This window comes from Pseudomonas sp. D3-10 (genome assembly GCF_051132175.1).
Lineage (GTDB): Bacteria > Pseudomonadota > Gammaproteobacteria > Pseudomonadales > Pseudomonadaceae > Aquipseudomonas.
Window position 1 is genome coordinate 3212489 of sequence record NZ_CP071668.1, and the last position, 23449, is coordinate 3235937.

A 23449-nucleotide genomic window follows, 5' to 3' on the forward strand; every position below is an offset into this window, starting at 1 on the left:
GACCGGACGTAGGCAGCGCATCGGCCAAAAGCGGGACTGCATCACGCTGCGCAATCTAATGTGGGAGCGAGCCTGCTCGCGAAGGCGGCAGGTCAGTCAACATTTTCATAAGCTGAACCACTGCTTTCGCGGGCAGGCTCGCTCCCACAAGGTCTGGGGCGGGTATCAGTCCGTTGCCGGCTGCTCGGACGCCTCCAACCGCCCATCCCAACCACCGCCCAACGCGGCAATCAACTGCACACTCGCAATCAACCGGCTCTGTTGCAGGCTCAACACGCTGCGCTCGTTGCTCAGAGCTGTAGCCTGGACAGACACCACGTCGAGATAGCCGATCAGCCCTGCCCTGTACTGATTCTGCGTCAGGCGCAGGGACTCGCGGGCGGCGTCGAGGGCTTCCTGGCGCACGCGGGCTTCGTCTTCGAGCACCTTGAGCTGGATCATGTAGTTCTCGACTTCGCGGAAACCGTCGAGCACGGTCTGGCGATAGGTGGCGACCGTCTGATCATACGCCGCCACGCTGCGGTCGACCTCCGCCGAGCGCTGGCCGCCATCGAACAGGGTCATCGCCAGTTGCGGGCCGACCGACCAGAAGCGGTTCGGCACGCTCACCCAGTTATCGTAGGTACTGCTGCTGTAGCCACCGCTCAGGCTCAGGGTCAGGTCCGGGTAATAGGCGGCCTTCGCCACGCCGATGTTGGCGTTCGCCGCCATGACCGAGCGCTCCGCCGATGCGATGTCTGGACGGCGTTCGAGCAGTTGCGACGGCACGGCCACCGGGACTTGCGGCAGCGCTGGGACATCCTGGGTTTCGGCCAGGCTGAATTCGGCCGGCGGCAGACCGATCAGCACGGCAATGGCGTTTTCGAACTGCGCACGCTGCCAGATCAGGTCGATCAGGTCGCCCTGGGTGGTCTTGAGCTGGTTCTGCGCCTGGGCCACCGCATCCTTGCCGGACACCCCGGCGCGGTACTGGTTTTCGGTCATTTTCAGAGAGCGCTGGTAGTTGTCGACGGTGGTCTGCAACAAGCGCTTCTGCTGGTCGATCACCCGCAACTGCAGGTAGTTCTGCACCAGCTCCGATTGCTGGCTCAGACGCATCGCCGCCAGGTCGGCAAAGCTGGCCTGGGCGCTGGCTTCATCGGCCTCCAAGGTACGGCGCAACCTGCCCCACACGTCCGCTTCCCAGCTCACGCCGGCCTGGGCGCTGTAAGTGTCGCGGATGCCGCTGGAGGAACTGCTCAGGCTCGAACTGCTGCTGCCCGTGCCTTGGCTGGAGCGGGTCTTGCCGACCGAAAGGTCGACCGTCGGAAAGAACGCCCCGCGAGCACTGCGCGCCAAAGCCTGGGCCTGACGGTACTGGGCTTCGGCCTGGGCCACGGTCTGGTTGGAGGCGTTGAGCTGTTCCACCAGGTCGTTGAGCCGGGTGTCAGCGTACAGTTCCCACCAGGCGCCACGGGCCAGGGCGTCGCTGGGGTTGGCCTGGCGCCAGCCCTGGGCCTCCTTGTACTGCGACGGCGCGGCGGCTGACGGGCGCTGGTAATCGGGACCGATTGCGCAGGCACTCAGCAGTGCCACGCAGAGCGCCAGGCTCAAGACACGCGAACCACGGGCAGTCGCCAGCGCAGCGACAAGGTTGAACAACGAACGATCGGTCATAGCGGAGTTTCCAGGGCAGCATCAGTGCGCACCCCACGCCAGCGGTTGAAACGATGGCGCAGGTTATCAAGATAGAGGTAGACCACCGGGGTGGTGTAGAGCGTCAGGACCTGGCTGAATACCAACCCGCCGATAATGGTCAGGCCCAGCGGTTGGCGCATTTCCGAGCCTTCGGCGCCACCGAGCAACAGCGGCAGGGCTCCGAGGATCGCGGCCAGCGTGGTCATGAGGATAGGCCGCAGTCGCAACAGGCAAGCGCTGCGGATCGACTCCAACGGCGTTTGGCCGGCGCGCTCCAATTGCAATGCGAGGTCGATCATGAGGATGGCGTTTTTCTTCACGACGCCAATCAGCAGGAACAACCCCAGCAGCGAGATCAGGCTGAACTCGCTGCCCAGGACATAGATCGACAACAACGCGCCCACCCCGGCCGAGGGCAAGGTGGACAGGATGGTCAGCGGGTGGATATAGCTTTCGTACAGCACGCCGAGCACCAGGTACACCGCCAGCAACGCGCCGAGGATCATGAACGGCTGGCTTTTCTGGGTCGCCGCGAACGCGTCGGCGGTGCCGGCCATTTTCGCGATGACATCTTCGGGCATCCCGAGCTTGGCTATCGCCCGCTCGATCGCCGCGGTGCCCTGCTCCACCGTGACGCCTTCGGCCATGTCGAACGAAATACCTTCTGAAGCGAACTGGCCTTCATGGCTGACCCGGTCGTCCTCCAGGCTGTTTTCATAATGGGCAATCGCCGACAGCGGGACCCGCGCGCCATCGGTGGTAATCACCTGGACCTGCTCGAGCGTATTCGGGTCCTGGGCATATTTGGGATTGACCTCCATGACCACCTGATACTGGTTCAGGCTGTCGTAGATGGTCGAGATCTGCCGCTGGCTATAGGCGTTGTTCAGTACCGAGGTGACCATGTCCATGTCGATGCCCAGGCGCTTGGCCTGGTCGCGGTCCACGATCAGCGTCACCTGCTGCGCCCCGCCACCGTCGCGGGCGTCGATGGCGGTCAGTTCCGGCAAGGCGCGGAAGGCGGCGACGACCTTGGGATACCAGATGCGCAGCGACGCCAGGTCGGCGCTCTGGAGGATGTAGGAATACTGCGACGTGGTCTGCTCGCGACCGCCACCGAATTGCAGGTCCTGGTCGGCCATCAGCATCAATTGGGCACCGGGTACCTTGGGCATTTCCTTGCGCAAGCGCTCGATGACCTTTTGCGCGGAAATCCCGCGTTCCTTGATCGGCTTGAGGCGTACCAGCATGAAAGCATTGTTGGTGCCGTTGTTGCCGCCGATGAAACCCGCCACGCTCTGCACCGCTTCGTCCTTGAGCACCGCGCGACGGAAGATTTCCATTTTCGGCTGCATCACGTTGAACGACAGCCCATCGTCACCGCGCACGAAGCCGATCAATTGGCCGGTGTCCTGCTGGGGCATGAACGTCTTTGGCACCACCACGTACAGTGCGATATTCACGCCGATGGTCACCAGCAGGCTGAGCAAGGTCAGGCGCCGATGGCGCAGCACCCAATCCAGGCTGCGGGCGTACCCCCGGACCATGCGCTCGTTGAGGCCGTGGCTCCAACGCTGCAAGCGGTTTTCCTGCCCCGGCACGTGGGGCTTTAGCCACCGGGCGCAGAGCATCGGGGTAAGCGTCAGGGACACCACCAGCGAGACCACGATGGCGGCCGCCAGGGTGATGGAAAATTCGCGAAACAGACTCTCGACGATCCCGCCCATGAACAGGATCGACAGGAACACCGCCACCAGCGAGGCGTTCATCGACAGCAAGGTGAAGCCCACTTCCTCGGCGCCCAGGTAGGCCGCTTTCATCGGCGGCACGCCCTCGTCGATGTGCCGGGAAATGTTCTCCAACACCACGATGGCATCGTCCACCACCAGCCCGGTGGCGAGGATCAGCGCCATCAGCGACAGGTTGTTCAGGGAAAAACCGTAGAGGTACATCACCGCGAACGTGCCCACCAACGACACCGGCACCGCCAGGGTCGGGATCAGCGACGCACGGAAATTACCGAGGAACAGGAACACCACCAGCACCACCAGCGCCACGGCGATCAACAGGGTCATTTCCGCTTCGTGCAGGGTGGCCTTGATCACCGGCGAGCGGTCCATGGCCAGGTTGAGCTTGACGCTGGCCGGGAGCACCGCTTGCAGGGCCGGCAGCTGGTTCTTGATCTCGTTGACGGTTTCGATGATGTTGGCGCCGGCCTGGCGGTTGATGACCAGCAGCACGGCGGCATCGTCGTTGAAGAACCCACTGTTGTAGCGGTCCTCCACGCTGTCGCTGACCTTCGCCACGTCCTTGAGCCGCAACACCGAGCCGTCCTGGTAGCGGATGACCAGCGTTTCGTAGTCCTTGGCCTTTTCCAACTGGTCATTGGCCTGGACTTGCCACATGCGCTTGTCGTCTTCGACCGACCCTTTTGGCCGGCGGACATTGCTGTCGGCGATCGCCGTGCGGACGTCGTCGAGCGCCACGCCGTACTGGTTGAGTAATTGTGGCTCCAGCTCGATACGCACCGCCGGCAGCGAACTGCCGCCGATCTGCACTTCCCCTACCCCCGCCACTTGGGACAGGCTCTGGGACAGGATGGTGGAAGCCAGGTCATAGAGCTGGCCTTTCTCCAGCACGTCGGAGGTCAGCGAAAGCACCATGATCGGCGCCTGGGACGGGTTGACCTTCTTGTAGGTCGGCATGCTGCGCATGCCACTGGGCAGCAGATTGCGCGAGGCGTTGATTGCCGCCTGTACTTCCCGCGCCGCGCCATTGATGTCGCGGTCCAAGTCGAATTGCAGGATCACCCGGGTCGAGCCCTGGCTCGAACGGCTGCTCATGGTATTGACCCCGGCGATGGCGCCGAACGAGCGCTCCAGCGGCGTCGCCACGGTGGAAGCCATCACCTCCGGGCTCGCCCCCGGCAGGTTGGCCTGGACCACGATCACCGGGAAATCCATTTGCGGCAACGGCGAAACCGGCAGCAAGCCAAAGCACACGCCGCCGAGCAGCATGATCGCGAAGCTCAGAAGCATGGTCGCCACTGGACGGCGGATGAAGGGGCCGGAGAGGTTCATCGACCGCAGCCCCATGCTTCAATGGACAGGCTTTCGTGGCGAGGGAGCTTGCTCCCGCTTGAGTGCGCAGCGCTCACAAAAGGGGCCGCTGCGCAGCCCAGCGGGAGCAAGCTCCCTCGCCACGAAAAGCCCTGGCACGGCACGAAAGCCGTCATACCCGCACCTCATCGGCCTCAGGCCTGACGAACCGCCGCCCCAGGCGATCGAAGTACAGGTAGATCACCGGCGTGGTGAACAGCGTGAGCACCTGGCTCACCAGCAAGCCGCCCACCATCACCAGGCCCAGGGGCTGGCGCAACTCGGCGCCGGAGCCGGTGGCGAGCATCAGCGGCACGGCGCCGAACAGCGCAGCGAGGGTGGTCATCAGGATCGGCCGGAAGCGCAGCAACGCAGCCTGGTAGATGGCGGTCTGCGGGTCCATGCCCTGGTTGCGCTCGGCGTCGAGGGCAAAGTCGATCATCATGATCGCGTTCTTCTTGACGATACCGATCAGCAAGATGATACCGATGATCGCGATCATGCCCAGGTCATTGCCGGTCAGCATCAATGCCAGCAACGCGCCGATGGCCGCCGAGGGCAAGGTGGAAAGAATCGTGATCGGGTGAATGTAGCTCTCGTAGAGCACGCCCAGCACGATGTACATGGTCACCACCGCCGCCAGGATCAACAACAAGGTGCTCGACAGCGACGCCTGGAACGCCTGCGCCGCGCCCTGGAATTCGGTCTGCACGCCGACCGGCATGCCGATGTCCTTCTGCACTTTCTCGATGATATCGACAGCGTGCCCAAGGGCCACGCCCGGTGCCAGGTTGAACGACATCATCACCGCCGGGAACTGGCCAATGTGAGCAATCGCCAACTGCGCCTGACGTTCTTCGACCCGGGCCAGGCTCGACAGGCGGACTTGCCCGCCGTCGGTGGTCTTGACATGGATCTGCTCAAGGGCCTGCGGGCCGATCTTTTCCCCCGCCTGAGCCTGCAGCACCACGCGGTATTGGCTGGCCTGGGTATAGATGGTCGAAATCTGCCGCTGGCCGAAGGCGTCGTAAAGCGCATCGGTGATGTTCGACACCGACACGCCCAGTCTCGATGCGGCGTCGCGGTCGATCACCAGGTAGACCTGCAAGCCCTTGTCCTGCAAGTCACTGGCGACGTCGGTGAGTTCCGGCTGTTGCACCAGGGCTTCGACGAGCCGCCCGCTCCAGAGGCTGAGCAATTCGGCATCCGGCGACGACAGGCTGAACTGGTATTGGGTACGGCTGACCCGGTCTTCGATGGTCAGGTCCTGCACCGGTTGCATGAACAGCCGGATGCCCACCAGTCGGTCCAGTTGCGGTTGCAGGCGGGCGATGATCGCGCTGGCGCTGTCGTCCCGTTCACTGTGGGGCTTGAGGTTGATCAGCAGGCGGCCGCTGTTGAGCGTGGCGTTGTCACCGTCCACGCCTATGTAGGAAGACAGGCTTTGCACGGCGGGATCGGCGAGGATGACCTTGGCCAATTGCTGCTGGCGCTCGCTCATGGCAGCGAAGGAGATCGATTGCGGTGCCTCGGAAATGCCCTGGATCACGCCCGTATCCTGCACCGGGAAAAAGCCCTTGGGCACGGCCAGGTACAACACCACGGTCAACACCAGGCTACCCACCGCCACCAACAGCGTCAGCGGTTGGTGCTTGAGTACCCATTGCAACTTGCGCCCGTAGGCGGCGATCAACCAATCGATCCAGGCGCCGCTGGCGCGGTAGAAGCGGCCCTGCTCCTCTTCCTTGGGTTCACGCTTGAGCAGCCGCGCGCACATCATCGGCGTCAGGGTCAGGGACACCACCAGCGAGATAAGGATCGCCACCGCCAGGGTGATGGCGAATTCGCGGAACAGGCGACCGACCACGTCCGCCATGAACAGCAGCGGAATCAGCACCGCGATCAGCGACAGTGTCAGGGAAATCAAGGTGAAGCCGATCTGCCTCGCACCCTTGAGCGCCGCCTGCATCGGGCTGTCGCCCTCCTCGATGTAGCGGGCGATGTTCTCCAGCATGACGATGGCATCGTCCACCACAAAACCGGTGGCGATGGTGAGGGCCATCAGGGTCAGGTTGTTGATGGAGAAACCGGCCAGGTACATGACGCCGAACGTACCGATCAATGACAGCGGCACGGCCACCGACGGGATGATCGTGGCACTGACCCGGCGCAGGAACAGGAACGTCACCATGACCACCAGGGCAATGGCGATGAGCAATTCATGCTGAACGTCGGTGACCGAGGCGCGGATGGTCTGGGTGCGGTCCGTTAGCACGGCAACGTCCAGGCCGGCCGGCAGGTTGTCGGTGATGCTCGGCAACATCGCCTTGATCCGGTCCACCACCTCGATGACGTTGGCCCCTGGCTGGCGCTGGATATTGAGCAGCACGGCCTGGTTTTCGTTGGCCCAGGCGGCGAGGCGTTCGTTCTCAACGCCATCGACGATCTCTGCGACGTCCTTGAGCCGCAGCGGCGCGCCGTTGGCGTAGGCCAGGATCAGTTCGGCGTAGTCCTCGGGCGAGGTCAACTGATCGTTGGCATCGAGCATCGAGACTCGGGTCGGACCGTCGAAGTTGCCCTTGGGCTGGTTGACGTTGGAAGCGCCGATCAAGGTGCGCACATCCGCCAGGTTCAAGCCCGCGGACGCCAGGGCTTGCGGATTGACTTTGATCCGCACGGCCTGGCGCTGGCCACCGGCGATGGTCACCATGCCAACGCCGCTGATCTGCGCAATCTTCTGCGCCATGCGCGTGTCCACCAGATCATTGAGCTTGGGCAGCAGCATGGTCTTGGAGGTAATCGCCAGGGTCAGCACCGGGGTGTCGGCCGGGTTGACCTTGTTGTACACCGGCGGCGCCGGCAGGTCGGTGGGCAAAAGGTTGGTAGCGGCGTTGATCGCGGCCTGCACCTGCTGCTCGGCGACATCCATGTTGATGTCCAGGTTGAAACGCAGGGTGATCACCGATGCGCCGCCGGAACTGGTGGACGCCATCTGCGTCAGGCCCGGCATCTGCCCGAACTGACGCTCCAGCGGCGCGGTCACGGCGCTGGTCATCACGTCAGGGCTGGCGCCCGGGTACAGCGTCATCACGCGGATGGTCGGGTAATCGACCTGGGGCAGTGCCGACACCGGCAGCAACCGATAGGCAATCAGGCCGGCCAGGACAATGGCCAGCATGCTCAGCGTGGTGGCGACCGGGCGAAGGATGAACAGCCGCGAGAGATTCATGCGCCGCCCTTTTTCGCCTTGTCGGCCATGGCCGGCTCAGTCGGGGCCGCGGCGGTCTTGCCCTGCAAATGCTCGGTCGGCGTGGTCGGCACCTCCTGGCTGTCGTTGACCACTTCCACTTCGCTGCCCTCTTTCAGGCGGTCGGTGCCTTCGAGCACCACCCTGTCGCCAGCGGCAAGCCCCTCGGTGACGACCGTCCTGTCGCCATCGCTGGCGCCGATCTTGAGCTTCTTGATGGTGACTTTCTTGTCGCCATCCAAGGCATAGACAAACGTGCCGTTGGTGCCGAACTGGATGGCGGCGGTCGGCGCAAGGACCACGCCTTTGAGCGTGTCGGCCAGCAGGCGCACGTTGACGAACTGGTTGGGAAACAGCGACTGGTCGCGGTTCTCGTAGCGAGCCTTGAATTTCAAGGTGCCGGTGGTGATGTCGATCTGGTTGTCCAGGCTTTGCAAGACGCCGCTGGCCTGCAGCTTCACATCACCACGATCCCAAGCCTCGACCGGCAGTTTCGCCCCGCCACGGTAGCGGGCGAGCACGGTTTCGAGGTTGTTCTCAGGCAGCGTGAAGACAACGCTGATGGGTTGGGTCTGGGTGATGACGGCCAGGGCCGTGGTGTCATTGGCCGCTACCAGGTTGCCGATGTCCAGTTGACGCAACCCTACGCGCCCGCTGATCGGCGCGCGGATCTTGGTGAATTCCAGGTTGAGCTTGGCGTCGTTGACCGCCGCCTGGTTGGTCTTGACCGTGCCCTGGTATTGGCCCACCAGCGCAGCGGCGGTGTCGAGGGTCTGCTTGGCGATGCTGTCCTCGGCATACAAGCCGCGATAACGCTCGAGGTCGACCTGGGCGTTCCTCAATTGGGCCTGATTCTGCAGCAACGTGCCTTCGGCCTGGAGCAAGGCGTTCTGGTACGGACGCGGGTCGATCTCGGCCAGCAGGTCCCCGGCCTTGACCATCTGCCCTTCCTCGAAGGCGATCTTTACCAATTCGCCGCCCACGCGGCTGCGAACATTGATGGTATTGAGCGCGGTAACCGTGCCCAGCGCCTTGTAATACAGCGGAAAATCCCCGGTCACCGCCGGCGCCACCCGTACCGGGATCGGGCCCGTCGCACCGCCAAAGCCTGGCCGCATGCCGCCCGAACGCCCCATATGCCCGGCCGCGCCTTTCTGCCCTGCTTCGTTGTTTGAGCCGGTGCCGGCAGGCCAGAATTTCCAAGCCAGCAACGCAACGGCCAATAGGATGAGCAGGCCGAACAGCCAGCGACGAGATTTACGGGAAACAGAGGATTGCATTGAATGGTCAACCATTGGGCGCGTGGGCTTCTTCTACAGGAGGCTGAACGATAAGCACTGGCGGGTATTTAGCAAAGCGCCTTTACCGGCAATTTACCTTGGGCTTACCTTTCTCATACTCGGCTAAGGCCTTGAAACACAAATGAAAACGGCCTGGTCAGGCCAGGCCGTTAACAATTGTAATAAATACTTTGTTTCGGAACAGTTATTTCAGGGCTGCGAGCGCCGCGTCGTAGTTCGGCTCTTCAGCGATTTCCTTGACCAGCTCGCTGTGCAGCACGGTGTCGTTTTCGTCCAGCACCACCACGGCGCGGGCAGTCAGGCCTTTGAGCGGGCCGTCCGCGATGGCGACGCCGTAGTTCTCGATGAACTCGGCACCGCGCAGCGTGGACAGGTTCTGTACGTTTTCCAGGCCTTCGGCGCCACAGAAGCGGGCCTGGGCGAACGGCAGGTCGGCGGAAATGCACAGCACCACGGTGTTATCCAGGTCGTTGGCCTGGGCGTTGAACTTGCGCACGGAAGTGGCGCAGGTCGGGGTGTCGACGCTTGGGAAAATGTTCAGCACTTTGCGCTTGCCCGCGAAGTCTTGCAGGGACACGTCCGACAGATTGCCGGCAACCAGGGAAAAGGCTGGCGCCTTGGAACCGGCTTGTGGCAATTGGCCGTTGACTTGGACTGGGTTGCCTTTGAGGGTGACTTGAGCCATGAACGGATTCCTTCTGACAGGTTTGAAAACAGTGAGGCCGGAGTTAACCATGAAATGGAGCTCCGACCTATGCCTGCACACAAAAAGTCACGAGTGGCGGGGCCCGCTATTTAGCCTTGAGCTGCAAATACGACTGATGCAGATCTGAGGCCCAGCCGTCGATCACCCCTTTGACATCATCGGGCTTCATGACCTGGGACTCGTTCGACAACGGCTTACCCGTGCCCTTGCGCACCACCTGTGCGACCACCGCATTATTGCCACCGTCCAGAAACACCGCTTCGGTGCCCAGCGTGGTTTCCTGATCGCGAATGCCGCTGGCCGTACTGACCGCGGCGGCCACCAAGGCAATCGGAATCACTTCATAAGGTTTGAGCCCCTCGGTCTTGCTGCTGACCGCGGTGATGGCCGCCCGTACTACCAACACACCCGGCCCGGGACTGGTCGCCAGAGGCAACGACCTGCCCGCCTCCCGCTTGAGCGCCTGGTCGTAGTAGCTGGTAATGCCGGCCAACGTGCCGGCGGGAATCTTCACGGTCGGTTGCGGCTTGGGATAGAGCTGCGTCGGCTCGATATACACACTGGAGTATTTAGCCAGATCGATCTGCGGATCGACCCAACGCATCACTTCGGCCCCCGAAGGCGACTTTTCTTCCTTGAGGCGGCTGTAGTCTCCCAGGAAGCCGGAGTATTCGTCCGGCTGGGTGACTTTGCTCGAGCAGCCCATCAGCGCGAGCGAAGCGATGCAGACAGTGCCGATCATGGACGCGAGTTTCATGCTGTTACTCCTGTAGGCCACACCTGAGGAGGGGCGGAACTACAGGTATAGCCAATGCGCAGGGTTTTGCCTGTTCAGTAGCCGTATAGAGGTTGGATATGCCTGCCTCATCGCGAGCAAGCTCGCTCCCCCAGGGTTAACTCGAACCTTTGGGGAAACGAGCCTGCTCGCGAAGAGGCCTTAGGCTTCAATGGTCAAATTACTGATGCTGCACCTGAACCATCGAGCTTACCTGCACCCGCGCGTGCATCTGCTCCGCCCCGCCACCACGGCGCATGCCGCGAACCGGACAGGCGTCAAGGTAATCCAGGCCAATCGCCAACTTCAAATGGCGGTCGGGACGAAGCAAGCGATTGGTCACGTCAAAGCTGTACCAGCCGTCATCCAGCCAAGCCTCGGCCCAGGCGTGGCTTGCCAGATGGCTCTCGTCCTCGGTACACAGGTAGCCGGACACATAACGCGCCGGCACGCCGAGGCTGCGGGCGCAGGCCACGAACGCATGGGCATGGTCCTGACAGACCCCGGCGCCACCGGCGAACGCCTCTGCCGCCGTACTGCTGACGGCAGTAGTGCCGGGGCTGTAGGGCATGCGATCGGCAAGGCCATTCATCAAGTCGGCCAACGCAGCGCGGTCACGGCGTGCGCCACATTGCGCCACGGCGAAAGCGCTGAGGGTGTCGTCAGCCAGGGTGAGGCGGCTGGTGCGCAGGAACGGCAGCGGTGATTGGGTATCGGGCTCCATTTCCACTGTCTGGTCGATCTGCACTTCACCATAAGCGGTCAGGATCAGGGCGCCGTGAGGCTCGTCCATGGTCATGACGTGCAGGATATTGCCGTACGGGTCGAGCTGGCTGCGCACCAGGCGCGGCAATTCAAGATGCCATTGCAGGATGGTCTGGCGTCGGGTGTCCTTGGGCGTCAGGCGCAGGAACTGGATGCTCGTGCAGACCTCGTCGGCATAGCTATAGGTCGTGTCGTGGCGGATGGACAGTTTCATACGACCTCCAGATAGGCGTCATGGATGGTCTGGCCCAAGTGGCGGATCTGGCCAATCAGCTCGGTCAACCATTGGTGCAGGCCCGACGCGAGGATCTCGTCGATCCCCGAATAACGCAGCCGCGCATTCAGCTCGGCGGCCAGCCGCTGCGCCGGCCGACCGTTATTGCCCGGCAGGCTGGCGAGAATATGGTCCAGTTCTTCAATGCAGGCGTGCAGCGAGCGTGGCACGTCGGCCCGCAGCAGCAACATCTCGGACACCTGCTCGGCATTCGGCGCGTTACGGTAGATCTCGTTGAACGCCTCGAACGAAGACAACGCCCGCAGCAACGCACTCCACTGGTAGTAACCGCGCGCCGAGTTGTCGCTTACCTCTTCCGATTCTTCGCCGAACATCTCGTAGCGCGCATCCAGCAGCCGCAAGGTGTTGTCGGCGCGTTCGATGAATGTCCCCAGGCGAATGAAACAGTAGGCATCGTTGCGCATGATCGTGCCCGACGTCGCGCCACGGAAGAGGTGCGAACGCTCCTTCACCCATTCGCAGAAATGGCTGATGCCATAACGGCCCAGGCCGTTGCTGGCGATGCTGCGCATCTCCAGCCAGGTGGCGTTGATGTTCTCCCACATGTCCGCGGTGATGCGTCCGCGCACGGCATGGGCGTTGGTCCGCGCCGCCCGCAGGCAACTGTAGATGCTGCCGGGGTTGGTTTCGTCCAACGCAAAGAAATTCAGCATGCGCTCGGTGTTGAGGGTGTCATAACGGGCGTTGTAGTCATCCAGCGTACCGGCCGCCAGCAACGACATCGCCAGCTCGGCCTGACCATCGCCGCGTCCGGCCTGGGGCATCAGCGACAGCGAATAACTGACTTCGAGCATGCGTGCCAGGTTCTCGGCGCGCTCCAGGTAGCGGGACATCCAGTAGAGGTCCGATGCGGTTCTTGAAAGCATGTCTTAGTCCTCCACGACCCAAGTGTCTTTGGTACCGCCGCCCTGGGACGAGTTCACCACCAGCGAGCCCTCGCGCAGCGCCACGCGGGTCAAGCCGCCGGGCACCAGACGGGTTTCCTTGCCGGACAGCACGAAGGGACGCAAGTCGATGTGGCGTGGCGCGATGCCGCTTTCGACGAACGTCGGACAGGTGGAAAGGCTCAAGGTCGGCTGGGCGATATAGGCCTCGGGCCTGGCCTTGAGGCGGGCCCGAAAATCTTCGATCTCCGCTGCGGTGGCAGCTGGCCCGACCAACATGCCGTAGCCGCCGGAACCCTGGGTTTCCTTGACGACCAAGTCGGGCAGGTTCGCCAGTACGTGGGACAGGTCCTGGGGCTTGCGACACTGCCAGGTTGGGACGTTCTTCAGGATCGGTTCTTCGGTCAGGTAGAAACGGATCATGTCGTCGACGTAGGGATAGATCGACTTGTCATCCGCCACGCCCGTGCCGACGGCGTTTGCCAGCACCACATTGCCTGCACGGTAGACCGCGATCAGCCCCGGCACGCCGAGCATGGAATCAGGGTTGAAGGACAGCGGATCGAGGTAGGCATCGTCCAGGCGACGGTAGATTACATCCACCTGCTGGGGCCCGGCCGTGGTGCGCATATAGACATGGTCGTCACGCACGAACAGGTCCGCACCTTCCACCAGCTCCACTCCCATTTCCCGGGCAAGGAACGCGTGCTCGAAATAGGCGCTGTTGAAACGCCCCGGCGTCAGGACCACGGTGGTCGGGTTGTCCAACGGGCTTGAGCTTTTGAGCGTGTCGAGCAACAGGTTCGGGTAATGATCGATGGGCGCTACGCGCTGGGCGGCGAAGAGTTCGGGGAACAGGCGCATCATCATCTTGCGGTCTTCGAGCATGTAGCTCACGCCACTTGGCGTGCGCAGGTTGTCCTCCAGCACGTAATAGCTGCCATCGCCATCGCGGACCAGGTCGACGCCTGCGATGTGGGCATAGATGCCTCGGTGCAGGTCCAGGCCCTGCATCGCAATTTGATAACCCTCGTTGGCGAGCACCTGCTCGGCGGGGATGATGCCTTCCTTGAGAATGCGCTGGCCATGGTAGATGTCGGCCAGGAACATGTTCAGGGCCTGGACCCGCTGGATGCAGCCGCGTTCAACAATTTGCCATTCGCTGGCCTTGATGCTGCGCGGAATGATATCGAACGGGATCAAGCGCTCGGTGCCCTGCTCGTCCCCATAAAGCGTGAAGGTGATGCCCGCCCGATGAAACAGCAGGTCGGCTTCACGGCGGCGTTGTTCCAGCAGTTCCAGCGGCGTGTCCGCCAGCCAGCGCGAGAATGCTTGGTAGTGCGGGCGGCAGTCACCCTTCGCGTCGTACATTTCATTGAAAAAAGCGTGGGGCATAGCCAACTCCCAGCCGTGTCGTACACGGCATTTCTTATTACGTCGTCATTCCACCAAGTACGGCCTTGCCTCGTTTATGAGCCCTGGTTCTTTGAATACCTCGTCAGGCATGGGTCTCTGATCAGGCCTTTGCGTCTGGATGACGTGCGCCCCTTTTTTATATTTGCGTATCGAAACTCCTTTCTGCTGGGTCTCGTGGAGCCGTAGCAAGGGCTGTGCCTAAGTGCGGCGGATTGAAGCAATGCTGGAAAAACCGGCGCAAAGCGGTGAAAAAGCGAAATTTATTTTTGATTTCGCGACGAAAAGAGATTCGAGCCCTGAAACGCTGACTCCAGTTTCAAGCGCCGGCACAGCAAACGGGTCGAATCGGTGCAAACAGACGGGAAGTCGAAGCCGAACGCCCCGAAAAGGGGAAATTATTACTCACCGCTAAAGCGCTGCGCTTGGCTCAACCATAGCTCACGGGCGAAGACTTCGCTGAAAGAGCGCTTCGTTGGAAGCGAGCTTGCGCGAAGATGGCCTGAAGCCAGAAACAAAAATGCCCGGACATGGTTGTCCGGGCATTTTTGTTGGCGCGCTGCGATCAGAACGTCACGCTGGCACTCAACCTGGCGGTACGCGGCTCGCCGACGGCGACCTGAAGTTCGCTGCCGGTGGATGACGGGTAGTATTGCTTGTCGAACAGGTTATCGACGTTCAACTGCAACGACGTCTTGTGCCCGAACACCGGCGACTCCCAGCGCAGGAAAGCGTCGGCGACGGTGTAGCTGCTGAGCCAGAAATCGTTGGCGTTGTTGGCGGCGCGCTCGCCGACATAACGCGCACCGGCACCGGCGTGCCAGGCACCGAATTCGGCCGGGACGTTCAGGTGGTGGCTCAGGTACAGGCTGGCGGTGTGCTTGGGGGCGTCGGCCAGACGATGGCCTTCATCGTCCGGATCATCAAGGATCTCCGTGTGGGTATAGGCGTAGGTGCCGATCAAGTCCCAACGTTCGGCGAGGCGACCGGTGATATCGAGTTCGAGGCCTTGGGAGCCAACTTTGCCAGCGGCTTCTGCCAACGTTACGCCGTTGACCGTAGAGGACGTCACGACGTTTTTCTTCACGATATCGAACAGGGCGAGGTTGATATTCAGGCCCGGCAGCGGATCGTATTTCGCGCCGACTTCGTAGCTGCGGCCCTCCTCCGGCTTGAAGGTATGACTACCCTCGTCCACCACGTCGTTAGGCTTGAACGAGCGACTGTAGTTGCCATATAGCGACAGTTCTTCCGTGGCTTTGTAGACCAGGCCGAGGAATGGGACGAAGGCGTCTCCATTATCGTCGCGAACTGGCTTGGCAGGGACGAGTCCCTGCGTCGTGTATTGATCGTAATGCTGATAACGACCGCCAAATACAAGGATCCAGCGGTCGTCCAGGTGCCAGTTGTCCTTCAGATACACCGAACTGGAGGTCAGCTTGTTGCTCAGGTTGCTCTGCGCAGCATTCACACGACTTGGCTCATCCAGGCCACCGTACACCGGAGTCGTAGGGTCGAAACCTGCTTGGTTAGCGCCACGGTAAGTCTTGCCCCGAAACTGGTCTGAAACCTGGTTGTCGACCCCGACCAACAGATCATGACGCTGGCCGAACAATTCTTGATTGCCAATGAAGTCCCAACTGGCGTAGCGGGTTTCATCGTCATAATGGGCACCGTTGGCGGCGCGCTGAAGGACACCATTCGACAGGCGCGGCTGGGCAATCGAAAGGCTGTAACGGTCATTGTTCCAGCCGTAGGTCACCCGCGTCTTCCACGCCTCGCTCAGTTCATACTCGAACCGCGCGGTGGCGGTTTCGCGGATGCCAACGCTTTTGGCCCAAGGTTCATCCAGGCGCTTGTCATAGTCGATGTCGGCCGGATGTCCATTGGTGAACATCGTCCCCCGGTCAAACGGGTTGGAATATTCGTTGTACTCATAACTCAAATTCAACGAAGCCCGCTCGCCGGTCCAGGCCAACGACGGCGCCACCAGCGTGCTCTCGTTAACCCCGTAATTGCGCCAGTAATCCTCATGGCCGCGCTCGGCGATCAGGCGATAGGCCAATCCGGTATCGCCCAGCGGTCCGGTGGTGTCCAGGGCCATGGTGCCGCCGCCTTCGCTGTAGGCGGAACCGCTGAGCGTGGTGCTCTGGGTGTATTGCGGCTTCTTGCTGATGACGTTGATCAGGCCGCCAGGTTCCAGCGCGCCGTACAACATCGAGGCCGGCCCCTTGAGTACTTCGACCCGCTCGGTGGTGGCGCTGAAGTTATGGCCCAGGTTGGAACGCACGCCGTCGCGCAGGATCGAGCCGTCGTCGTTGGTGCCGAAGCCGCGCTTGACCAATGAGTCCCGCGAGCCGCCCAGGGTGTTGCCCTGGCTGACGCCGCTGACGAACTTCATCGCGTCCTCCAGCGAGCGCACCTGATAGTCCGCCAGCGTCTGCTGAGTGACTACGTTGATCGATTGCGCCTCTTCCTTGATCGGTACATCGCTCTTGCTCGCCGTGCTGGCTTGCGTCGCCGTGTAGCCCTCGTCCTGAATGATCCGACTGCCTTGCACATCCGTAGTGGGCAGTTCGAGGGTGTCCTGTGCCCTCAAGGGACTGGCCATGAAACAACAGGACAGCGCAGGTAAAACACATTTGACGAGGGCGTTGCGGTAGGCGAAAGGGGTGAAACGATTCAAGACGCGCACTCACAGAGGGTTGGAAATGAGAGCGAATATACTTTGAGAATGATTCCCAGTAAATCTTTCCAACATTTCCACGCTTGACTCTGAATGCATTAAAGGGCGCCGGAGGATGACTCCGGCGCCCTTTATCGGTCCCCTCTCCTTTTTGGGGCTCGTTGAAGGTCAGTGATCGATGGCGGCGCCGGCACCCCTCGGTACGCGGATGTCCTCGACCAGATGCTGGATGTGCTCCGGTGGCGGCGCGGTGAAGCGTGACACCACCAGGGCCGCCAGGAAGTTGAATACCATGCCCAATGTGCCGATGCCTTCAGGGGACACACCAAGCCACCAATGTTCAGCCGTGTTCATCGTCGGGTTGATGAATTTGAAATAGACGATGTAGGTGAACGTGAAGGTCAGCCCGACGATCATCCCGGCGATCGCGCCTTCGCGGTTCATGCGCTTGGAGAAAATCCCCATGACGATGACCGGGAAGAACGAAGACGCCGCCAACCCGAAGGCGAACGCCACCACCTGGGCGACGAATGCGGGTGGGTAGATGCCGAACAATCCCGCGATCAACACCGCCACACCGGCCGCGATACGCGCCGCGAGCAACTCTTGCTTCTCGTTGATCCTGGGCATGATGTTGCTTTTGAGCAGGTCATGGGAGATCGAGGTGGAGATCACCAGCAACAGCCCCGCCGCCGTGGATAGCGCCGCCGCCAGCCCACCGGCAGCGATCAAGGCAATTACCCAACCGGGCAGCCCGGCGATTTCAGGGTTGGCCAACACCATGATGTCGTTGTCGACATACAGCTCGTTGGGCACCGGCGAAAGCTGGTTCTTGAGCAACCGCTGCTCATGCGCCCCACGTTCGCCGGTAAAGCTCGGCGCCCCGACCAGCGCCGCCCCAGGGCTGTACTGGATGATGCCGTCGTTGTTCTTGTCCGCCCAGGCAATCAGTCCGGAATTTTCCCAGGCCTTGAACCAGTCCGGCGCGGTGGCATAACTGACGTTGGGGATGGAGGTCAGCAGGTTGGTACGAGCGAACGCTGCCACTGCCGGTGCGGTGGTGTAGAGAATCGCGATGAACAGCAACGCGTAGCCGGCAGACTTGCGTGCGTCCCGGACGGTGGGGGTGGTGAAGAACCGCACGATCACATGGGGCAGGCCCGCGGTCCCCACCATCAGCGCCATGGTGATGAAAAACACGTCCATGGTCGACTTTGTGCCATTGGTATAGGCAGAGAAGCCCAACTCGGCGCCCAGACCATTGAGCCGTTCGATCACACTCTGCCCCGAGCCTGCGGCTTCGCTGATGAAGCCCAGCTGCGGGATCGGATTGCCGGTGATCATCATCGAGATGAAAATGGCCGGCACCATGTAGGCGAAGATCATCACGCAGTACTGCGCCACCTGGGTGTAGGTGATGCCTTTCATGCCGCCCAGCACCGAATAGAAGAACACGATGGCCATGCCGATCATGACGCCGGTGTTGATGTCCACTTCCAGGTAGCGGGAAAACACGATGCCTACGCCGCGCATCTGCCCCGCCACGTAGGTAAAGGAAATGAAGATCACGCAGATTACCGCCACCACCCGCGCCGTCTGCGAGTAATAACGCGCCCCAACGAACTCGGGCACGGTGAACTTGCCGAATTTGCGCAGGTACGGCGCCAGGCACATCGCCAGGAGGACGTAGCCGCCGGTCCAGCCCATCAGGTAGACGGAACCGTCGTACCCCGCGAAGGCGATGATCCCCGCCATGGAAATGAACGACGCCGCCGACATCCAGTCCGCACCGGTCGCCATGCCGTTGAGCACGGGGTGCACGCCCTTGCTGGCGACGTAGTATTCACTGGTGGAGCCGGCCCGCGTCCAGATCGCGATCGCGATGTACAACGCAAAGGTGGCGCCTACGACCAGGTAGATCAGGGTTTTTGTGTCCATGTGCGCCGCCCTCAGTCTTCGTGAACGTCATATTTGCGATCAAGCTGATTCATCTTCCAGACATAGAAGAAGATCTCGAGCACAAAGACGTAGATGGACCCCTGCTGGGCAAACCAGAACCCCAGGGGCGTGCCGAAGAAACTGATGGTGTTGAGTGAGTCGACCAGCAAGATGCCGAAACCGAACGACACCACGAACCAGATGACCAGCAACACCAGCATCCAGCGTAGATTTTCCGTCCAGTAGGCACGCGCAGCCTGTTGTTTTTCAGTGGACATCGAAGCGCCCTCTTGTTTTGTTGTTATTGTTTTGCACTTCAAACCGTAGCAGTCGCCGGGCAAGGCGCTAGTACGACTTTCGTCTAATTCGTAACAACAGTTATTGACATCCCTTTCGCACCGAAAAGACAGGGCCAGGCCGCGTCAGAATCCCAGGGTGATATCAAATCGCCCCAACCCCCTAAAGCTTTGCCGTTCTCGGTCGAATGTATGCCATCGAATCTATTTTTTCCCTGGAGCTGTGATGCAGACGTTAAAGGCCTTGTATGAGTCTATCGAAATGCAATTTTTCGATACCCTCACCAAAAAGCTTTCAAGCCTTTTCCTCTTGGTCGCGGTCAGTGCCTTGCTTTATTGGGTGGCCCTCAGCGCCCGCGCCGATATCGTCCTGCAGTTGCGCACTGCCCAGCTTGACGCCGCGCTGCTGGGACAGATTCAAGACCGCCTCGACAGCCTCACCCATGCGCTGCTCTTCGGCGCGCTTTTGACGCTGGCCATGGTCAGTTTCATGGTCTGGTACTTCCGCCACCTCATCGTGCGCCCCGTTACCGCCATGACCAAAGCCCTGGAAGAGATCGCCAACGGCGAAGGCGACTTGTCCAAGGACCTGCCGCTGGTGACCCACGACGAGATCCGCACGCTGGCCGCCACCTGCAACCGTTTCCTGGCCAAGCAGCGCGAGATCATTAGCAACGTCCAGGCATTGACCGTCCATATCGCCGTCGAATCGGCCCGCTCGCTGAAGAACATCAGTGATTCCAGCGACAGCGCGACGCACCAGGCGCGCTTCGCCAAGGAAGTGATGGAGCAGAGCAATACCGCCGTGGGCCGTATCGAAGAGGTGTCGCGCCAGACCCAGGGCATATCCGGCACCACCGCGCAGAACCTGAGCATGGCCCGGGACTCCTACGCCGAATTGCTGGAAGTGACCGGCAACATCAGCGAGATTTCCAGCAGCCTCGGCGAGTTCGCCGGGCTGGTGGACGCCCTCAACCAGCGCTCTTCGAGCATCAAGTCGATTGTCGGCCTGATCCAGCAGATTTCCGCCCAGACCAACCTGTTGGCCCTCAACGCCGCCATCGAAGCCGCGCGTGCCGGGGAAAGTGGCCGTGGCTTTGCGGTGGTCGCCGATGAAGTGCGCACCTTGGCGCAGAACGTCAGCCGCGCCACCGACGATATCTCCCGTAACATCGACGCCATGTTGCAGGAAGTCAGCTCGACCCACGAACAGACCACCCAGATCAGCCACAGCGCCCGGGAAACCCAGAAAGTGGTGGAGCGTGCTTCTGGCCATTTCGAGAGCATGATCGTCGACTTCGAATCCACCAACGGCAAGTTGGCCGACATCGCTGACCATATCCAGCAATTCGCCGATACCAACACTGGCATCAACGAACGCGTTACCCAGATCCACGCCGACAGCCAGTCGATCGACCAACGCATGCAGCAATCGGCGACCGCTACCCGCGACCTGTCTGGCGTGGCGGAGAAAGTCCAGACGCTACTGGGCCGCTTCGTGCTTGGCCACGGCAAGCTGGACGCCGCCATCACCCGTGCCAGCGAATGCCGCGACACGCTGCAGGTTCATTTGCAGGCGTTGCAGGATGAAGGTGTCAACCTGTTCGACCAGAATTACCAATTGATTCCCGGCACCGATCCCAAGCAATACATGACCAGTTATACCGAACGCTTTGCCCGGGTCTGCCAGGAAGAATGCGACAAGCTCACCCGCAGCACGCCGGGCGGCAAGGTCTCTTTCATTGTCGATACGAAGGGGTATTGCCCGGTCAATAACAGCTGGGTGTCCAAGCAACCCACCGGCGACCGCGCGGTTGACCTGCCGGTGTGCCGCAACAAGCGGATCTTCAACGACCCGATCGGCCTGCGCGCTGCGGGCAACGTCCAGCGCTTCCTGCTCCAGACCTACCTGCGCGACACCGGGGAAATCATGACCGAGATCGACGTGCCGTTCTTCTTCGGCGGCCGTCACTGGGGCAATTTGCGGGTGGGGTTTGATGCGGCGGTGTTGTTGGCGGACTAAGCGTTTCGACGAGCCGTGTGGGAGCGGTGATGTACACAAATCTTGAGGCCTGCCCAAAACAACTGTGGGAGCGAGCTTGCTCGCGATGGCGTCAGGTCAGTCAATTCATCATCAACTGACACTCCGCTATCGCGAGCAAGCTCGCTCCCACAAGGGAACCGGTGGTGTACAAAAATCCTGAGGCCTGCCCAAAACAACTGTGGGAGCGAGCCTGCTCGCGATGGCGTCGGGTCAGTCAATTCATCTCCAACTGACCCACCGCTATCGCGAGCAGGCTCGCTCCCACAAGGGAACCGGTGCTGTACAAAAATCCTGAAACCAGCCCAAAACAACTGTGGGAGCGAGCTTGCTCGCGATGGCGTCAGGTCAATCAAATCCTCGTCAACTGACACTCCGCTATCGCGAGCAGGCTGAACTGGCCTAATGATTTTGGACACTTCAATCGGGCGCTATGATAGCGCCCAAATCTGAGGTGTTTGGATATGCGTAAATCTTATTCGAGTGAGTTCAAGCTCAAGGCTGCCAGCATGGTGCTGGATGAAGGCCAGCCGGTTACCGAGGTCTGTGCCAGCCTAGATATCGGCCCCACTGCTCTGCGCCGCTGGGTCGATCAAGTGCAAAAAGAACGCCTGGGTTCGACCCCGGTAGGGGCCAAGGCGATTACCGCTGATCAGCGAGAAATCCAGAGGCTCAAAGCCCTACTCAGGGAGAAAGACCTGGACATTGAAATCCTAAAAAAGGCCAGTGCTCTCCTGCTTTTGGACGCCAAAGATCATTCACGCTGATCGATGAGCTGGACGAGCAATACGGCGTTAAAAGGTGTTGCCGGGCGTTTGGGATCAACCGCAGTAGTTTCTACGCCTGGCGCCAGCGCCAAGGCAGAGCAAATCCTGAACGGGACAAGCTCAAAGCCGCGCTGGTCAGGCACCACAGGGCGTCCAGAGAGTCGGCCGGCGCACGTACTTTGTCCAAGGAGCTAAAAGCCAAAGGGCATCGTATCGGACGTTATATGGCTCGCAGTTTGATGCGCGAAGCTGGCATCGCTAGTCGTCAGCGCAGGCGCCATAAGTACAAGTCGCCGGGCGTTGAGGCATTGGTGGCGCCGCACGTGCTCAAGCGAAAATTTGATGTAACGGCGGTTAACCAGGTGTGGTGTGGCGACGTGACTTACATCAAGGTCGGCAAGCGGTGGATGTACTTCGCCGCCGTTCTGGATCTGTACGCTCGGAGGATCGTGGGTTGGTCGTTCTCGATGATTTCTGATGCCAACCTGACCTGCGAAGCGCTACGCATGGCGGTTGAGCTACGCGGCCACCCCCAGGATGTGTTGTTTCATTCAGACCAAGGTTGTCAGTACACCAGTCATAAATTCCGAAACGAGCTTGTGAAACACGGGTTTAGGCAAAGTATGAGCCGTAAAGGCGAGTGCTGGGACAACGCCCCCATGGAGCGTTTCTTTGGTAGTTTGAAATCAGAGTGGGTTCCTGAAACGGGCTACAAACTGGAACATGAGGCCCGGGCAGACGTGCAGCGCTATGTCTCGCGCTACAACATCAGCAGGCCTCACAGCTACAACGACTACCGGTCGCCGGTCGCGAAGGAAAGGTTGGCGGCGTGAACCTTAATCGGTGTCCAAGATTACTTGACCAGTTCAGGCTCGCTCCCACAAGGCGATCTGTGGTGTACGCAATCCCACGGCCAGCCCAAAACAACTGTGGGAGCGAGCCTGCTCGCGATGGCGTCGGGTCAGTCAATTCATCACCAACTGACACTCCGCTATCGCGAGCAAGCTCGCTCCCACAAGCGAACCGGTGGTGTATAAAAATCCTGAGACCACCCCAAAACAACTGTGGGAGCGAGCCTGCTCGCGATGGCGTCGGGTCAGTCAATTCATCTCCAACTGACCCACCGCTATCGCGAGCAGGCTCGCTCCCACAAGGGAACCGGTGCTGTACAAAAATCCTGAAACCAGCCCAAAACAACTGTGGGAGCGAGCTTGCTCGCGATGGCGTCAGGTCAGTCAATTCATCATTAACTGACACTCCGCTATCGCGAGCAGGCTCGCTCCCACAAGGGAACCGGTGGTGTACAAAAATCCTGAGGCCACCCCAAAAACTGTGGGAGCGAGCCTGCTCGCGATGGCGTCGGGTCAGTCAATTCATCACCAACTGACACTCCGCTATCGCGAGCAGGCTCGCTCCCACAAGGGAACCGGTGGTGTACAAAAATCCCGAGACCAGCCCAAAACAACTGTGGGAGCGAGCCTGCTCGCGATGGCGTCGGGTCAGTCAATTCATCACCAACTGACCCACCGCTATCGCGAGCAAGCTCGCTCCCACAAGCGA

The 23449-nt window shown here is 61.0% G+C and carries 15 protein-coding genes; 3 read left to right on the top strand and 12 right to left on the bottom strand.

The genetic code is table 11. The annotated features are described in order from the left end of the window. Positions 1-165: 165 nt before the first annotated feature. The 12 genes from J3P90_RS14445 to J3P90_RS14500 all read right to left on the bottom strand — a co-directional run bounded on the left by J3P90_RS14445 (position 166) and on the right by J3P90_RS14500 (position 19063). Positions 166-1656 carry an efflux transporter outer membrane subunit gene (locus J3P90_RS14445; protein ID WP_434611196.1) on the bottom strand — a complete coding sequence of 497 codons (1491 nt, stop codon included), beginning with the start codon at positions 1654-1656 and terminating at the stop codon, positions 166-168. Next, positions 1653-4757 (bottom strand): efflux RND transporter permease subunit, encoded by a 3105-nt coding sequence (locus tag J3P90_RS14450; protein WP_434674932.1) that lies wholly within the window; start codon positions 4755-4757, stop codon positions 1653-1655. Before J3P90_RS14450 ends, J3P90_RS14445 begins: the two co-directional genes overlap by 4 nt. 151 nt (positions 4758-4908) lie before the next feature. Next, positions 4909-8004: an MdtB/MuxB family multidrug efflux RND transporter permease subunit gene (locus J3P90_RS14455; RefSeq protein WP_434674933.1), complete on the bottom strand. Its 3096-nt coding sequence runs from the start codon at positions 8002-8004 to the stop codon at positions 4909-4911. Beyond that, the gene (locus J3P90_RS14460) at positions 8001-9317 is read right to left on the bottom strand and encodes an MdtA/MuxA family multidrug efflux RND transporter periplasmic adaptor subunit (RefSeq protein ID WP_434674934.1); all 1317 of its coding nucleotides are present in this window, start codon (positions 9315-9317) and stop codon (positions 8001-8003) included. The genes J3P90_RS14455 and J3P90_RS14460 overlap by 4 nt, the downstream gene beginning before the upstream one ends. Positions 9318-9507: 190 nt before the next feature. Further along, complete coding sequence (gene tpx / locus J3P90_RS14465; RefSeq protein ID WP_434674935.1) at positions 9508-10008, bottom strand: thiol peroxidase; 501 nt, start codon at positions 10006-10008, stop codon at positions 9508-9510. A 106-nt stretch (positions 10009-10114) separates the two neighbouring features. After that, complete coding sequence (locus tag J3P90_RS14470) at positions 10115-10786, bottom strand: DUF3313 domain-containing protein (protein ID WP_434611188.1); 672 nt, start codon at positions 10784-10786, stop codon at positions 10115-10117. A gap of 199 nt (positions 10787-10985) precedes the next feature. Beyond that, entirely contained in the window at positions 10986-11783 is a 798-nt protein-coding gene (locus tag J3P90_RS14475) for a transglutaminase family protein (protein WP_420766774.1), read from the bottom strand. Then, entirely contained in the window at positions 11780-12730 is a 951-nt protein-coding gene (locus J3P90_RS14480; RefSeq protein WP_434674936.1) for an alpha-E domain-containing protein, read from the bottom strand. Before J3P90_RS14480 ends, J3P90_RS14475 begins: the two co-directional genes overlap by 4 nt. Positions 12731-12733: 3 nt before the next feature. Continuing rightward, the gene (locus J3P90_RS14485; RefSeq protein ID WP_420766772.1) at positions 12734-14143 is read right to left on the bottom strand and encodes a circularly permuted type 2 ATP-grasp protein; all 1410 of its coding nucleotides are present in this window, start codon (positions 14141-14143) and stop codon (positions 12734-12736) included. 583 nt (positions 14144-14726) lie between these two features. Then, positions 14727-16772 carry a TonB-dependent siderophore receptor gene (locus J3P90_RS14490; protein ID WP_434611183.1) on the bottom strand — a complete coding sequence of 682 codons (2046 nt, stop codon included), beginning with the start codon at positions 16770-16772 and terminating at the stop codon, positions 14727-14729. 243 nt (positions 16773-17015) lie between these two features. After that, positions 17016-18785 (bottom strand): sodium:solute symporter family protein, encoded by a 1770-nt coding sequence (locus J3P90_RS14495; RefSeq protein ID WP_420766770.1) that lies wholly within the window; start codon positions 18783-18785, stop codon positions 17016-17018. Between the two features lie 11 nt (positions 18786-18796). Beyond that, positions 18797-19063 carry a DUF4212 domain-containing protein gene (locus tag J3P90_RS14500; protein WP_420766769.1) on the bottom strand — a complete coding sequence of 89 codons (267 nt, stop codon included), beginning with the start codon at positions 19061-19063 and terminating at the stop codon, positions 18797-18799. Between the two features lie 244 nt (positions 19064-19307). Between J3P90_RS14500 and J3P90_RS14505 the strand changes: the two genes are divergently transcribed. From J3P90_RS14505 to J3P90_RS14515, 3 genes are all read left to right on the top strand, one after another. Beyond that, positions 19308-21104, top strand: a complete 1797-nt coding sequence (locus J3P90_RS14505) for a methyl-accepting chemotaxis protein (protein ID WP_420766768.1) — start codon at positions 19308-19310, stop codon at positions 21102-21104. A gap of 482 nt (positions 21105-21586) precedes the next feature. Beyond that, entirely contained in the window at positions 21587-21889 is a 303-nt protein-coding gene (locus tag J3P90_RS14510; RefSeq protein WP_014717988.1) for a transposase, read from the top strand. Between the two features lie 8 nt (positions 21890-21897). Further along, positions 21898-22722, top strand: coding sequence for an IS3 family transposase (locus J3P90_RS14515; protein WP_434611621.1), 825 nt, complete (start codon positions 21898-21900; stop codon positions 22720-22722). Positions 22723-23449 lie beyond the last annotated feature (727 nt).

Excerpts from the sequence above, each read along its gene's own strand:
- J3P90_RS14485 (WP_420766772.1), bottom strand. The coding sequence starts at position 14,143 with ATGCCCCACGCTTTTTTCAATGAAATGTACGACGCGAAGGGTGACTGC.
- J3P90_RS14470 (WP_434611188.1), bottom strand. The coding sequence starts at position 10,786 with ATGAAACTCGCGTCCATGATCGGCACTGTCTGCATCGCTTCGCTCGCG.
- J3P90_RS14490 (WP_434611183.1), bottom strand. The coding sequence starts at position 16,772 with ATGGCCAGTCCCTTGAGGGCACAGGACACCCTCGAACTGCCCACTACG.
- J3P90_RS14495 (WP_420766770.1), bottom strand. The coding sequence starts at position 18,785 with ATGGACACAAAAACCCTGATCTACCTGGTCGTAGGCGCCACCTTTGCG.
- J3P90_RS14510 (WP_014717988.1), top strand. The coding sequence starts at position 21,587 with ATGCGTAAATCTTATTCGAGTGAGTTCAAGCTCAAGGCTGCCAGCATG.
- J3P90_RS14460 (WP_434674934.1), bottom strand. The coding sequence starts at position 9,317 with ATGGTTGACCATTCAATGCAATCCTCTGTTTCCCGTAAATCTCGTCGC.
- tpx (WP_434674935.1), bottom strand. The coding sequence starts at position 10,008 with ATGGCTCAAGTCACCCTCAAAGGCAACCCAGTCCAAGTCAACGGCCAA.
- J3P90_RS14505 (WP_420766768.1), top strand. The coding sequence starts at position 19,308 with ATGCAGACGTTAAAGGCCTTGTATGAGTCTATCGAAATGCAATTTTTC.
- J3P90_RS14480 (WP_434674936.1), bottom strand. The coding sequence starts at position 12,730 with ATGCTTTCAAGAACCGCATCGGACCTCTACTGGATGTCCCGCTACCTG.
- J3P90_RS14450 (WP_434674932.1), bottom strand. The coding sequence starts at position 4,757 with ATGAACCTCTCCGGCCCCTTCATCCGCCGTCCAGTGGCGACCATGCTT.
- J3P90_RS14475 (WP_420766774.1), bottom strand. The coding sequence starts at position 11,783 with ATGAAACTGTCCATCCGCCACGACACGACCTATAGCTATGCCGACGAG.
- J3P90_RS14455 (WP_434674933.1), bottom strand. The coding sequence starts at position 8,004 with ATGAATCTCTCGCGGCTGTTCATCCTTCGCCCGGTCGCCACCACGCTG.
- J3P90_RS14500 (WP_420766769.1), bottom strand. The coding sequence starts at position 19,063 with ATGTCCACTGAAAAACAACAGGCTGCGCGTGCCTACTGGACGGAAAAT.
- J3P90_RS14445 (WP_434611196.1), bottom strand. The coding sequence starts at position 1,656 with ATGACCGATCGTTCGTTGTTCAACCTTGTCGCTGCGCTGGCGACTGCC.